Here is a 14,150-nt window from a genome sequence, read left to right as displayed (position 1 = left end):
TGAAGGAGTAACACAGGCTACTGACAGGGTGTCTACATCAAGGTTAGTAGCTGAAAAATAATCAATTGGTGATTGATAAGGTGATCCGGGATTTATGAAACCATATCATTTGGATAATGATCCCGGAATAGAGCGCAGGAAACTGCGCTTTATTTTTTAAAATCGCTTTATTTGTATATTTTTTGCTTTGATCTGTAAGTTGAATGCAGGCGCTGTTGCTTTCTGTCCGATGGTGACCTTCATCGGATAGGAGTTCTGATCGAGATAGATATTTTCCGGGAAAGTACTTTCATCCATAAAGAAGATATATTCCCCTTCAGGCAGTAAAAGCGAATAGGATCCTTTTGTATCGGTCTGGGATTCAAATACGTGTCCATAGTTATCTTTTGCATAAACTTTATAACCCAACAGGTCGGTATCTACAGCTACACTACGTACCGGATCGTAGGCTAGCTGAATAGTCCCTTCGATTTGTACGCTTTGCTGAAGCGGAACGGATAGCTTTGTCTTGCTCCTGTTGATGAGAATTTTTTGATTATTTGCCTGAAAACCATCTTTCGGAGGGAAAACAACAGCTAGTTCTCCATATGGAATATTTTTGAAGGCTACCTGTCCCTGCCTGTCAGTTGTGAGCATCAGATCATTAATCAATAATGTATAGTTAACAGCTTTGCTTTCACCTGTGTCAAAAAATCCATTATTATTATTGTCGTAAAAGCAGAGGATTTCAAGATCTCCATTTTTGGTTTGCTGACCTGAGGAGACGCCTGACGGAAGATTCTGCCGTACACCAACCTGAATATTCCCGTACCCATTTGTATAATTGCTCCTGCTGTTGAGATAATAATAGTAGTATGAACCACTTAGAATGGTATTCTTCAAGACCCGGTACTGCAGAGAGGCATTGGCTATATAATTCTCTCCGGAATAGCTGCTGATATTCAGTATTGCTCCTACTGTAGCAGACATTTTTTTATTCCAAAACTGCTTTTGATAAGAGGGGCTGATCGATACTCTGTAATTTTCATCATCGACACCGGATAAATTAGGTAGGGCATCATAAATATGAAAATTGCCTTTTTGAAAATTTCCGTACAGATTGAATGCATCATAGTTGTAAGAGAAATTTCCCCTGTAAATCCATGTATTATTTTCTATATTTTTTAACCGGCTCACGCCTGTTTCGAACGAAATATAAAAAGTATGTTTGTAATTCCGTGAGCGTAAATAGAAGATATTATTTAATGTCCAGCTCTTAATACTTAATGTTGGGTAGCTGTTGTTGATAAAGCTATTCCCGCTTTCAGTCGTGTAGTTTGGCTGGACAGAATAGGTAAGCAGGTCATTTACCGCAATGGTAAAGTCTATATTTGCTCGTGAATTTGTTGCTTCCATATCGAACAACAAGTTCCGGTTTAGATATTTAGGATTGTATTTATTAAAAAGGTATCCTGCGGTAATACTTACATTCCCCAGTTTCCGGTTAATATACTGATTGAGTTGAACACTTCCTCTTCTGTTTCCGGGATAATAGGCTGTACTGATATAATTGTCACTGGAATAGGTGAATCCCTTTTGTCTTGTGAAGAGGCGTAGTCCCAGAGCTGCAGAAGGTCTGGAATCATCTGACATTCCCGCTAACGGATGCAGCCGGTTGGTTAATCCGACACCAATATCAGCGTCAAGTCGTATTTTGTCCCTTTGTGCTTGTTTGAAGAAGCCAAAAGTATTACTGAACAGAAAACTTTCCGTACTGTCATAAGGAGAATGATCGTAGAATAGAGTTCCCGAATAGTATTTTTTATCCGGAAGCTGATCGCCTAATACAGTTCGGACATAGGCCGAATAACCCTGATCCGTGGTGTTATTGGCCAACAGATCAAATGATTTCTCTGCTACAGCAGCTTCGAATGAATTATTTTTAGCAGAGTCTGCAGTATAAAATTTCACTCCGCGACCATAGAAAAACATATCGTAGCTTTCCTGCAGATTGCCTGCAACGATACCTTTATTATCTTTTTCTACATTGATCCAGGTATTTGTAATCTGTGGTTTTTCGGCTATTTTCCCATATGTAGTAGCATATAGATTGTATCGCAGATACTTCGCTTTTGAAAGTTCATACTCCCCCACAGAACGGAGATAATACATACTGTTAAGCTCTCCTATGTTGTTGGCTATCCATTCTATATTATTTCGCGAATAGGTATTTATATCCGGATCCTGACGAAACATCTTGTCATAATTTCGCACAGAAGATACATTGTTAAATACAAGGGAAAGGTTGCCAAAGATATCATTGGAAGGATATAGCCCGTTAATATTGAGATTGTACCGTGGTAATTGCATCATGTACTTTTCAACTGTAAAGCTGTAGGTAACTAATGTATCCTTCCCGGAAGGTAAATCCATGGAAATGGTTTGAAAGGAACGGCTGCCTATTCTGTCCGGAGATGAAAAGACTAAATTGATCTTCTCGTCAGATGTTCCCTCATTTCGTATAAGTGCTTTTACATATACAATATCCCCTACACGCTGTAGCAGCTGAACATCGGTCATATTGTGCAGGGTGACAGCACGTTTCTCTGCAACATCCAATCTGATCCGGACGGGAGCTGAAACGGCGTTTGCCTGTTTGATCGCCGTGATTTGTATCGCTTTGTCTTTCAGGTTTGCTAATCCGGAACATTTGAACTTAAGAGACAGATACTTTTTTTTGCCTGGGGCAATTTCAACTGTATTCTGACTCAATAAAGAAAGATTGGCCGGTGCGTCTATTTTTAAAGAACCATTGAAAATGGATGAGCCCGTATTTATAACTTCCACCGAGAGCTGGATCACACCTTCTTCTACATGCAGCGACGAGGCGGTATTAATCTGAATACCGGAGTGAACCTGGGCTTTTGCTGCTTTCATATGAAACATAAAGCTCAGGAATACAATCGGTATGAGAAATAAAAAACGCTTCATGACAAATCAGCTGACTATCTTGGAGTCAGAACATATATTATAGAAGTTTGGTAAGCTCCGGACTTAATAGTAGAAAGTTTTTGCTGATCAAAAGATGCATTATACTGAATATTAAAATATTGCGGTTTTTTCTTGCTTTTGTTTGCTGTCCCTATAAGATAAGTTTGTGCAGAAGTGCTTATCGGAAGCATGGGGTTGCTATATGTTTTGGAAGCATCGGTAGCGGGTTGCAATTGTATATTTAAAACCGAAAGGTCCAATGTATTGTTGGCTGCATTTTTAAATTCGGGATCCAAAGCTTTGATATTTACTTCAAAGTCTGTGATAGAATTAATTCGGAGTCCATCCGGGTATTGTGCTGTTACTCCTCTCTTGTAGTCTGCATAAGAAATAAATTCCAGCACTCCGTTTTTTGCATTCTCCATAATGGAGATACTGTAATCCGGTTCGGTAGATCCTCCCGTAAGGGTATTGTTGATCTGTATTCTGTAGTATACGTCTCTGCTCAGGATTGCCTCTCCTTTTTCATTATAAACGGTATACTGGACAGGAAGTCCGTAAACAATAATATTGTAGGGGTCTTTATTCTTTAAGAGATCCAGATAATCACCTCCGGCAATCTGAAGTGTATAATAAAGCCGAAACTGCATATATCCGTTATATTGGCTTTGAAAAAATATTGGCGCTTTGGAATTGTGTATCATAAAGACCTCGTTGCTTTGCTGCAAAGGAATTAAGGCTGTGGTCGCTCCGATGCTGGATAGATTGACAGACTGTGCATCGTCATGTGTAAACCTGAAGCCGATCTTATCTGCCGGAAAAGGTTGGCCGGAAACATTATTCCCGCTTTCCGGTACAATAGGGGCTTTCACCCGGGCTGTTACAGACCAGTTTGGAATATTGATACTTGTGCCATTATACGAAAAATGAAAAGTATGACTCCCGACTCCGCTATCATATCCGTTATAAGAAGTTACATTGTGATATTGTGTGCTGTAAACATCAAAGCGCAACTGTCCCTGACTTTGGAATGGTATACTACCAAAGAGAAGAAATATGATAAGAGCAAAAAGAACGTTAATTTGATTTTTCATAATTGAATTCAAGTTCTCCGATTTTTACAGCATCTTTCTCTCCATAGCTGATAAGTACGGAAGCGAGATAGGTTCCGTTTTCCAGTTCTTTAGGTAAGGGAATAGGGAAGATGCGCTTATCCCGTGGCATGGTAAAGAAATTTGAAGAAGGTAACTCCGTTTTTTTTCCATTTTCCTGATTAAGTAACTCTACTGCAATCTGTCCGTCTGCCCAAATGTTACCTATATTGCTGAAGTTAAGTTCAAGTGTCTGCAATTCTCCCTTGTTATATTTAAGTCCTTCAATCTCGATATCCGCATTGTTTTTACCCGGCAATGCCTGGTAAAGTTTAATTCCGGAACGAAGTGCTATACGAATATTAGCTCCTTCTTTGTTAACTCCGGTCTTTGGATTCATCTGCGTGACAAACATCATGGCTGTACGCACGGGTACTGTATCGAGTGCCACATAATCTTTTGGTACGGAAATATTAACATTGATCATCTTGGTCTCTTCAGGTTTCAGTGAAAAGTAAATCTCCGGTGTAGAAAGCCATGCTGCACATGATGTCGCTAATGTTCCCTTAGGAAAAGTCTGATTGTCTCCATATGTACTATACTGCCAGTCTTCAAAAGAAACGGCCAGTTCCATAGTATAATCTTTACTCGGATTGCTGATAGAAATACGTTGTGTTTGCTGCTGGCCAGGACCGGCTACAAAATAAGTCCGCGGAGGGCCTACCGTAATACCTGTCTGAGCAAATACAGATGATGCAGATACCAGTAAAAGTATACTAATAAGCAGATTTTTCATAGTGGTAGGATCTTATAGAATGTCCTAAAATACAAAAAACTACACCAAGTAAGATGTAGTTTTTTGTATTTATAAATGTTCTGAGATTACTCTGCTGTGATTTCATACACAACATTTACAGTGTATGTAGTTTTTTGTTTGTTCAAAACTTTGTCAACATAAGCATTGTTTCCAGCTGCTGCATATGTTACGTTTAATGATTCTCCTGAGGTAGCTGTTGACTGGTAAGCATCTTTACCAGCAACAAGGTCACGGATATTGTTTGTATATGTTGTTCCTTTTCCTTCAATCTTAACTGTTACAGTGCTACCGTCAATGTTTTTTTCGGCTGCGGTAGTCGCTACCGGATTGTTGACTGATGACTTCGCTTTTATCTTATAGCCTCCACCAATGGAAGTAACATATAGTTGATTGTTTACTGTTTTGGATACTCCGTTTTTGTAATCTTCAACCGTTTTGTATTCTAAATTTACAACGTCGTTTGAAGCGCCTTCTCCAAGAGAAATAGATTGTATTGGGTTAAGGATAACATTAACTTTTACTGCTGCTGTTTGTGCTTTTACTGCTGTTACCATAGCTCCTGTAACTACAAGTGCCAATAAGAATTTTTTCATTTTCGTTTGTTGTTTAAAATTTGCTATGTCTCTGAAAATAAACTGTTTGTATTTCTTTGACATGACAAAATTACTATGGAATAACGGATCCAAAAAGATGAAAAAGGAACAAAGAAATATGAAAAACTGTTGTAACACCTATTTTTGTAGATGGGTCTCTACAAAAGAATATTTACTTGCTTTCGATGCTGTAGAGAATGGTGTTGGAGTAGGTGGTTTTCTCGTTATTTCTGATGAAATCTATAGCAGACTGTTGTCCTGTACTTTTGTAGATAACATCGTAATATGTGCCTGTACTTGGGTGGTCACTACTGATTAAAGAAGCATCTTTAGTACTGAGTTGCTGAAGCTCGGTATGAACAGGAAATGTAGAATTAGTGGGTTGCGCAAAAAGCTCAAGAGAAGGTGATGACCCAGATGCAGAATTGCCTGCCTGGTGCTCATTTTCCATAACCTGTACTTTTATAATATAAGGTGTAGTACTAAGTACTGTCAGGTGATTGTTCTGTGTTTTGGAAACACCCTCCTGATAATCTTTTACTGTTTTATATTCAAGGTTAGTAGTAGATTGTTCAGGATTGACGGAGAGGTGCTGTACTTCATGAAGTATAATGTTTAATTGTACAGGTCTTGTCGCCTGTGCAAACGCAGTCTCTACATTTGCAACACTTATAAATATGAACAGAAGTACTAACCATTTCATAGAGCCTCCTCAATAGGTGATATTGTAAATTTAACAAATCATACTTTAATATCCGATTAATTTCTTGTGAAATTACAGGTTAATGAGTACGATCATTAATTTATGTAATCTTAGTCTTTAGGCGGGTATTGGTTCCGGCGACGGTATATTTTCGGAGAGCAACCCACTTCTTTTGTAAACAGAGAACTGAAATTGTTCTCATCCTTGTATCCAAGAGAATAGGCGATCTCTTTTATACTTTTTTGTGTGTTTGTCAATTTACGCTTCGCTTCCTGTGTAATATGCTCGAGAATAATCTCTTTTGGTGTTTTGCCTAAGGCCTGTTTGGTAGCAGCAGTAAGCTTGCGGGAGCTAACCTGCAACATGTCCGCATAAAATTTGACGGATTTCTCTTTCGCAAGATGTTGTTCCAATAACTTCTCGAAATATCTGCTCAGAAATTCTTCAGAATTTTCGCTGTGAATATATTCAATATGATGCGGATTATAGATCATACCCAGCAACAGTATCTGTTCTAATAAATTGTGCAGTAGATCCTGATATATCTTCTCTTTGTATTTGTCTCTTATATTATATAGCAGATTAACCAGATTTGTAGCATATAAAATTCCTTCTTCAGATAACTGAAACAGATTGATATTCTCTTTGAAGAGCGGACTTTGGGTTAAGAAAAATGTATCTCTTGATGTCTGAGCATAAAAATCTGCTGTGAAATAAAGGATATGCATATGCGCATCGCCCTGAGGAATAAAGCGCGTAGCCATATTCGGATTAATATAGGCAAGTGTATGAGGCGCAAGTTCAACTTCTGAATCTCCGATATATAATCTGTAAGGCTTATCCTGAGTCAGCAGAATTATATAGAGATCCCTTCGGATATTGTTAAACGCTTGGGGAAGATGATTATGTATACTGTCTGATAAATGTATTCCGAAGTCAATAGGCATAGAACTCATACTTGTGTTACAGTTTTCCATTGACATATAACCCCAACCCGAAAAGAGATTGTACAATCTCATTTTTGTAGTGAATGTTTTTCTGACGAAACGTTGGTAGATGTCTCTGGTATTCTGGATGCTAATATAGCTATAGCGTATGGATAGTACAAGTTTTGAAGAGGTTTATGAAGATAATATTTGCAGTATTTTGTACTTTCTAATTATCCTGTTTATCAGTTGATGTTAACTGAAATGAAAGGTAACTTAGGTTTAAGTTTATTTGCTCATTCTTTCGTATGTTTTTGATATATAGATATTTGTGTTGTTTTTTAGTTTGATTGGAGAATATAGATGTAAATAAGTCCTGCCTATTTATTTGAAAAAAACGTACCTGCTTGTTGAAAAGAATTGTATTTTTACGGTTTATTGGGATAGGAATGGTGCCTTGGACTGATTATTGCTGTGCCAAAGCATTATAGAAAATTTTTAATACCATATCAATCTTTATTCAGCAGAATATATGAATATCAATTTATCGAGGGCTTTTTTCTTGTCGCTGCTTCTTCTTACCCTGGTCGGGATGTTTTCCTGTGGATCGCGCAAAGAGATTATTTATCTTCAACCTGACTCTACTCAGATCAGTACAATTTATCAGCAGCATATTCCAAAGATACAGCCGAATGATATTTTGGCTATCTCGGTTTCTGCGGCAGATATTAAAGCTACCCAACCCTTTAATCAACAGAATGCTTATCAAATGAATGCAGGATCTGCTACGGATATGGCTTTTAAACCAACTTATACAGTAGATGATAGTGGAGAAATTGATTTTCCGGTATTGGGAAAACTTAAAGTTGGTGGATTGACACGTCTGGAGGCAATGGATATGATCCGTCAGCGATTGAAAACCTATATACTGGATCCAGGCGTAAATATTTCGTACAATAATTTTAAGGTAACCATCGTCGGAGAAGTTGGTAGACCAGGAACATATACATTAAATAACGAGCGGGTAACTATATTTGAAGCTTTGGGACTGGCTGGAGACATGACTATGAAAGGGATGCGAAATAATGTCTTGGTCATCCGGGAGATTGATGGGGCCAAGACCATGAACAGAATAGACCTGACAAAGCAAGATGCGCTTAATTCGCCGTTCTATTATCTCGCTCAAAATGATGTGGTATACGTAGAACCGAATGGTTCTCAGATCAGAAATGCTAATTATGGCCAGAATACGAATATTATTATCTCAATTGCAGGATTAGTTATTACCATTATATCCGTTATTGTACGTTAATCTATTATGACTCCAAAACCCAACCATACTCTGCCTAATGCTTCTATGGAAAGCGAAGGAGAGGAACTGAATTTAAAGGCTGTATTTGAACAATACTTCTACTACTGGAAGTGGTTTATTATTTCAGTGTTTTTTATACTTGCTCTTGCTTTTTTATACCTGCGGTACGCACCTAAGCAATACGCTGTAGATGCAAAGATTCTTTTGCCGGATGAGAAAAGTGCAAAAGGAGAATTGGCGGGGTTATCTGATCTCGCTGAAATGGCTGGTTCCTCAACAACCTCCTCTCAAATAATGGATCAGATTGATGTGCTGAAATCCAGAAGATTGGTAAGTAAAGTTGTAGATAGATTGAATTTATCAACTAATTATAGTGTAAAAGGCAGCTTAGCTTCTCAAGACATTACAGAGCAGGAATCACCATTCAAATGGGTGCTATTGAATCAATCCTCAGAATACAGAGACACAGTAAATGGAGGATTTACTGTAGAGGTGTTATCAAATACGAAATTTTTACTTAAAAACCTCAAGACGAAAGAAGTAGGAACATTTGATTTTGGAAAGAAAATCAAGACTACCATCGGAGAGGTTTTGTTGGTTCCAAATGGGAATCAATTGGACTTGGCGAAAAGTAAATCTTATGGTATTACTATTGTTCCTAAACAGAAAATGGTATCGGATCTGATAAAAGGAGTGAATATTACTCCAAATCAGGAAAAACAATCTAATATTATCAATTTTTCAATGACTGCAAATTCGAAAGGAAAGGCAGAACAGATTGTAGATGAACTGATCAACCAATATAATTCAGATCTGACAGAGGATAAACATAAATTGACTCGTGCTACTTCTAAATTTATTGGGGATCGTCTGGCTATTATTACAGGAGATTTGACAGGTGTAGATCGGGAGGCTGAAAAATTTAAGGAAGGAAATCGACTGACAGATGTAGAAGCTGAAGCAAAGTTATATTTACAAACAGCTAGTGAATCGGATAAAAATGTCATGGAGCAGCAGACGCAATTGGGTTTGGTGGACTTTATGAGAGAGTCTATTCAGTCTAATAATACAGAATTGTTGCCAACTAATGTGGGGTTACAGGATGTATCTATAGAAAAGACAATAGCTGAGTACAATAGGATGGTTTTAGAACGTGATGATCTTTTAAAATCGTCTACTCCTGAAAACCCTGTAGTAAAGAATCTGAATGATAATATCCGTGTACTCAATAATAACCTGCTTCGTTCCTTGAATAATTACAGAACTTCCGTACAGCTTTCGCTGAATGCGGCAAAGGGTAAGAAATCTGAACTGCAGGGTAAATTGAGTAATCTGCCTCAACAGGAAAGAGGTTATCGCGATATCTCCAGACAACAACAGATTGTAGAGTCGCTTTATCTCTTCTTATTACAGAAAAGAGAAGAAAATGAGATCAAGGCCGCTGCCACTCCTGACAATCTGAAAATAATTGATAAAGCATTTGGATCAGACATTCCTGTTGCACCTAAAAAAGGTATCGTTTTGCTTGCTGCACTGTTATTAGGAATATTACTTCCATTCGGAGTACTTTACATCAAATTTCTGATGGACAATAAGGTGCATTCGAGAAAAGATATAGAGGAGAAGCTTTCAGCTCCTATTCTGGGAGAAGTTCCGTCAGCTAAGGATCCCATTATCAAAGAGAATGACCGTAGTTCACTGGCGGAAGCGTTCCGGATTTTACGAACCAACATTTCCTTTATGCTGGGGAATCGCAAGGGAAGTTCTTCTGTTATGTTTATTACCTCCACTACATCAGGAGAAGGTAAATCCTTTGTATCGACCAATCTTGCACGTATTCTGGCCATGTCAGGAAAGAGTGTGGTATTGATAGGAGCGGATATCCGTAGTCCGAAAGTACTGGATTATTTAGGATTATCACACCTTCAGCATACCAATATCGGAATTACGCAATTCCTGATTAATCCGGAGATGCCGATCGACAATATTATTATTAAGAAACCGGGATCTTACGATTTTGATGTTATTTATTCCGGATATGTAGCTCCTAACCCTGCTGAATTATTGATGAACGGACATTTTAATGATGTGATCGAGTATTGCAGAACGCATTATGACTATGTACTGGTGGATACAGCTCCTGTGAGCTTAGTAACGGATACGCTATTGATCGCAGATAATGCAGATCTTACTATTTATGTGGCGCGAGCCAATTATCTGGACAAGCGTTTGCTAAATGTTCCGAAAGAGCTGTATGAGAAAGGCAAATTGAAGAATATGGCTGTAGTAATCAATGATGTGGACTTTGCCAGAGGCTACGGCTATGGATACGGTTACGGCTATGGATATGGCGATACCGGTGAGGTATCTTTACGTAAACGCTTGAAAAATCTGATCTTCGGAAAAGATAAGAACAGAATTTAATGAACTCTATTCTATAAAAAAATGCTCAGAGCGGGATGTTAAAATTGACTTCCCGCTCTTATTTTTTGGTGCAAGGTCTGGGTTTATCTTGTATATTTGAGAAACACTTATTTTATATTATATGAAAAGACTTTGCATAGTATTAGCTTTTATCTGTATGAGTGTTGCGGTGCATGCGCAATATAAATCAAAGATCGAATTCGGAGTCAAGGGTGGATTAGCTTTTCCTACTTTTCAGTTTGCTGAGGGCGGAAATCCGAGGACATATTTATCCGGTTTTGTCGGAGGTTTTGTAGATCTGCCTGTTGCACAATATTTTTCAATTCAACCTGGTGTTTCACTTGTAGGGAAAGGGTATAACGATAAGTTTTTCGAGAGTGAAACCAGCTATGGTAATCTGAAGACCAGACTTTGGGTAGTTGAAATTCCTCTTCATATTGTTGGTAAGATGTTGATCGGAAATGACCAATTGCAATTTGGTGCCGGGTCTTACATTGGATTTAACCTTTCTGGAAAGCAGAAGTTTGAAGGTCAGAGTGATGATTACAAAAGCGGAACAATTGATTTTGACTTCGACGGTAAAGACATGAAAAGACAAGACTATGGAATTAGCCTGATGGCTAATTATAAGTTTGAGAATGGCTTACTGGTGAATATGGGCTATGCTCTGGGCTTATCTAATTTATACGGAAGTAATATCGACAATACAGCGAAAAACAGAGTATTATCGCTTGGTGTTGGAATTCAATTGTAAAAAAAGCGCTGTCTCCTGTAATTCAACAGAACAGGAGACAGCTCTTTTATTCGCCGATAGCGTAATATTTAAATCCTAATTCTTCAAGTTGCGTCCGGCTCAGTAATTTTCTCCCGTCAAATACAAAGGCCGGTTTTTTCATAAGGGTCTTTATTTGTGCCCAATCGTAGTCTTTGAACTCATCCCATTCCGTCAGGATGGCCACAGCATGTGCTTTATCTGCAGCTTCTGTCGGGTTCTGTACCACTTTTACCAGGCGTCTGTTTTCTTCCGGGCTACGGGTATTGAGATAATCCAGATCGGCATATATTTTCTCCGCAGAAACCTTCGGATCAAAGACAACAATTTCAGCCTCTTCATTTAAAAGATAATCTGCCACATAGATGGCTGCAGATTCGCAGGTATCATTGGTGTCTTTTTTGAATGCCCAACCATAGAATGCAATTTTCTTTCCGGATACGGTAGAAACTATATATTTCCCTGGTAACTAAAGTATTTGCTACTTTGTTGCAAGTAATCATTTTGTCTACTCAATCCTATTACCTAATTTTACTAACACAAAAGGAAGATGCTGTGATTAAAAAGGAAACGATAGATAAAGTGTTGGATACGGCCCGTATTGAAGAGGTCGTGGGAGATTTCGTAGACCTCAAAAAACGGGGAACTTCTCTGATCGGAAATTGTCCTTTTCATAACGAGAAGACACCTTCTTTTCACGTATCTGTAGCTAAAGGTATTTACAAGTGTTTTGGTTGCGGGGCGGGTGGCGATGCACTGAAATTTGTGATGGATCTGGAGAAATATTCCTATCCGGAAGCTATCCGTTATCTCGCAAATAAATATCATATCGATGTAGAAGAACAGGAGCGTAGTCCGGCACAGATGGCGGCACAGGACAAACGCGAAAGTCTGTATGTACTGAGCCAATGGGCAGGTAAATTTTTCAAAGACAATATGTGGCAGACGGATATGGGGCAATCCATTGGTCTGGCTTATTTCAAGGAAAGAGGATACCGGGAAGATATTATAAAAAAGTTTGAACTCGGATATTCTCCGGATCAGTGGACAGCTCTTGTCGAAGCGGCCAAAACTGCCGGTTTTCAGGAGGAATATCTGAAAGAAATCGGACTCACTATACAACGGGACGACGGCAGTATGTACGATCGTTTCCGAGGAAGAGTTATGTTTCCCATTCAAAACCTTACAGGACGAGTCATTGGCTTCGGTGGCCGGACACTGAAAACTGAAAAAAGTGTTCCGAAGTATGTCAATTCTCCCGAAAGCGAAATCTATCATAAATCGGATGTACTTTACGGACTCAACTTTGCAAAGAAGGCCATAGTTGATGCGGATAACTGTTATCTGGTAGAGGGATATGCAGACGTATTGTCTGTGCATCAGGCAGGTGTGGAGAACGTTGTGTCTTCCTCCGGAACTTCGCTGACATCCGGGCAAATCCGGTTGATTTCCAGATTTACAAAGAATGTAACGATACTGTATGATGGAGATACAGCCGGAATAAAAGCCTCACTGAGAGGAACAGACATGTTGCTGGAAGAAGGACTGAATGTAAAAATTCTTTTATTTCCGGACGGGAATGACCCCGATTCTTATGTGCAAAAATTCGGATCAGATGCCTTCAAAAAATATATAGCCGATCATCAGGAAGATTTTATTTTTTTTAAAACAAATATCCTCCTTAAGGATGCCGAAAATGATCCAATAAAGCGTGCTGATGTTATCCGGGATGTCGTAGAAAGTATTGCTCTGATACCGGATGAGATCAAGGTGGCTGTATTTATACGTCAGTGTAGTAATCTGCTGGATATAGAAGAGCGCGTATTGCTTTCTGAACTGAATAATATCCGGGTTAAAAAGGCCAAGGATGCGGATAAGAAAAATCAGCGTAATCTGTCCGCTTCTTCCTCCCCTTTTTCTCCGTCTGAGGGAGACGGGCCTCCTGCGGATTTCTTTATGACAGATGAGGAGCGTGGGGGACCGGCTCCGGAACCCGAACATAAAATCACTCCTGAGATTCTTCAGGAGCGCGAAATCATTCGCATACTGCTCAATTATGGAGATTATCTGGCAACCTGGGAAGGAGACGGAGATATTCCTATTGCACCATTGTTACTCGGCAGTATCGATGATGTAGAATTCGAAGATAAGCCAAGTGCTTATATCCTTAGTGTGTATAAAGAGTACGCGGAAAGATTTGAAATTCCTCAGGCAAAACAGTTTTTCTCTCATGAGGATAGGCTGGTTTCCGATCTGGCCATTACCTGTGTTGCCTCACCTTACAATCTAAGTCCTAACTGGAATGACGATAAGCGAAAGATCTATGTCACACAGGAGTACGAGCTGCTTAAAAATCTGGTGATACAGGCAATTTATCGTATCAAAAAGCGTAAAGTAGAGTCTGAAATGCTTAGAATCCGGGAAGAGTTAAGGACTGAGCAGGACCAGGCCAATCTGGAAATACTACTGAGTAAATATCAGAAACTCAAAGAAGCAGAACGCGTACTGGGAGATTTTCTGGGAAATACTATTGTCAAGTGAT

11 protein-coding genes are annotated in these 14,150 nt (G+C 38.9%); 4 read left to right on the top strand and 7 right to left on the bottom strand.

All coding sequences use genetic code 11. From position 1 onward, the window contains the following. Positions 1–156: 156 nt before the first annotated feature. The 6 genes from I6J03_RS07535 to I6J03_RS07510 form a co-directional block, all read right to left on the bottom strand. Positions 157–2,970 (bottom strand): COG1470 family protein, encoded by a 2,814-nt coding sequence (locus tag I6J03_RS07535; protein ID WP_003008958.1) that lies wholly within the window; start codon positions 2,968–2,970, stop codon positions 157–159. A gap of 14 nt (positions 2,971–2,984) precedes the next feature. Then, positions 2,985–4,064 carry a hypothetical protein gene (locus I6J03_RS07530; protein ID WP_003008956.1) on the bottom strand — a complete coding sequence of 360 codons (1,080 nt, stop codon included), beginning with the start codon at positions 4,062–4,064 and terminating at the stop codon, positions 2,985–2,987. After that, positions 4,048–4,857, bottom strand: a complete 810-nt coding sequence (locus I6J03_RS07525; protein WP_003008953.1) for a fimbrial biogenesis chaperone — start codon at positions 4,855–4,857, stop codon at positions 4,048–4,050. Before I6J03_RS07525 ends, I6J03_RS07530 begins: the two co-directional genes overlap by 17 nt. Positions 4,858–4,943: 86 nt before the next feature. Beyond that, positions 4,944–5,534, bottom strand: a complete 591-nt coding sequence (locus tag I6J03_RS07520; RefSeq protein ID WP_003008951.1) for a hypothetical protein — start codon at positions 5,532–5,534, stop codon at positions 4,944–4,946. 109 nt (positions 5,535–5,643) lie between these two features. Further along, a complete protein-coding gene (locus I6J03_RS07515; RefSeq protein WP_003008949.1) occupies positions 5,644–6,174 on the bottom strand; it encodes a hypothetical protein in 531 nt (176 codons plus the stop codon). A gap of 110 nt (positions 6,175–6,284) precedes the next feature. After that, positions 6,285–7,193, bottom strand: a complete 909-nt coding sequence (locus tag I6J03_RS07510; RefSeq protein ID WP_232279759.1) for a helix-turn-helix domain-containing protein — start codon at positions 7,191–7,193, stop codon at positions 6,285–6,287. 439 nt (positions 7,194–7,632) lie between these two features. On the opposite strand from I6J03_RS07510, the gene I6J03_RS07505 reads away from it, so the two are divergent. The 3 genes from I6J03_RS07505 (at position 7,633) to I6J03_RS07495 (ending at position 11,590) form a co-directional block, all read left to right on the top strand. Then, positions 7,633–8,412 (top strand): polysaccharide biosynthesis/export family protein, encoded by a 780-nt coding sequence (locus tag I6J03_RS07505; protein ID WP_003008945.1) that lies wholly within the window; start codon positions 7,633–7,635, stop codon positions 8,410–8,412. Positions 8,413–8,418: 6 nt separating this feature from the next. Continuing rightward, entirely contained in the window at positions 8,419–10,836 is a 2,418-nt protein-coding gene (locus I6J03_RS07500; protein ID WP_003008944.1) for a GumC family protein, read from the top strand. A 121-nt stretch (positions 10,837–10,957) separates the two neighbouring features. Then, positions 10,958–11,590: a porin family protein gene (locus tag I6J03_RS07495; protein ID WP_039990134.1), complete on the top strand. Its 633-nt coding sequence runs from the start codon at positions 10,958–10,960 to the stop codon at positions 11,588–11,590. Between the two features lie 46 nt (positions 11,591–11,636). On the opposite strand, the gene I6J03_RS07490 is transcribed toward I6J03_RS07495, so the two are convergent. Beyond that, positions 11,637–11,975: a UDP binding domain-containing protein gene (locus tag I6J03_RS07490; protein ID WP_232279787.1), complete on the bottom strand. Its 339-nt coding sequence runs from the start codon at positions 11,973–11,975 to the stop codon at positions 11,637–11,639. A gap of 122 nt (positions 11,976–12,097) precedes the next feature. On the opposite strand from I6J03_RS07490, the gene dnaG reads away from it, so the two are divergent. After that, positions 12,098–14,149: a DNA primase gene (gene dnaG / locus I6J03_RS07485; RefSeq protein ID WP_003008938.1), complete on the top strand. Its 2,052-nt coding sequence runs from the start codon at positions 12,098–12,100 to the stop codon at positions 14,147–14,149. The last annotated feature ends 1 nt before the right edge of the window (position 14,150 follow it).

It is taken from the genome of Sphingobacterium spiritivorum, assembly GCF_016724845.1.
GTDB classification, from domain to species: Bacteria; Bacteroidota; Bacteroidia; order Sphingobacteriales; family Sphingobacteriaceae; genus Sphingobacterium; species Sphingobacterium spiritivorum_A.
This window is presented reverse-complemented; position numbering and strand designations above follow the sequence as displayed.

What these genes read in the sequence shown, in the direction of transcription:
- I6J03_RS07535 (WP_003008958.1), bottom strand. Translation starts at nt 2,970, where the DNA reads ATGAAGCGTTTTTTATTTCTCATACCGATTGTATTCCTGAGCTTTATG.
- I6J03_RS07530 (WP_003008956.1), bottom strand. Translation starts at nt 4,064, where the DNA reads ATGAAAAATCAAATTAACGTTCTTTTTGCTCTTATCATATTTCTTCTC.
- I6J03_RS07525 (WP_003008953.1), bottom strand. Translation starts at nt 4,857, where the DNA reads ATGAAAAATCTGCTTATTAGTATACTTTTACTGGTATCTGCATCATCT.
- I6J03_RS07520 (WP_003008951.1), bottom strand. Translation starts at nt 5,534, where the DNA reads ATGTCAAAGAAATACAAACAGTTTATTTTCAGAGACATAGCAAATTTT.
- I6J03_RS07515 (WP_003008949.1), bottom strand. Translation starts at nt 6,174, where the DNA reads ATGAAATGGTTAGTACTTCTGTTCATATTTATAAGTGTTGCAAATGTA.
- I6J03_RS07510 (WP_232279759.1), bottom strand. Translation starts at nt 7,193, where the DNA reads ATGAGATTGTACAATCTCTTTTCGGGTTGGGGTTATATGTCAATGGAA.
- I6J03_RS07505 (WP_003008945.1), top strand. Translation starts at nt 7,633, where the DNA reads ATGAATATCAATTTATCGAGGGCTTTTTTCTTGTCGCTGCTTCTTCTT.
- I6J03_RS07500 (WP_003008944.1), top strand. Translation starts at nt 8,419, where the DNA reads ATGACTCCAAAACCCAACCATACTCTGCCTAATGCTTCTATGGAAAGC.
- I6J03_RS07495 (WP_039990134.1), top strand. Translation starts at nt 10,958, where the DNA reads ATGAAAAGACTTTGCATAGTATTAGCTTTTATCTGTATGAGTGTTGCG.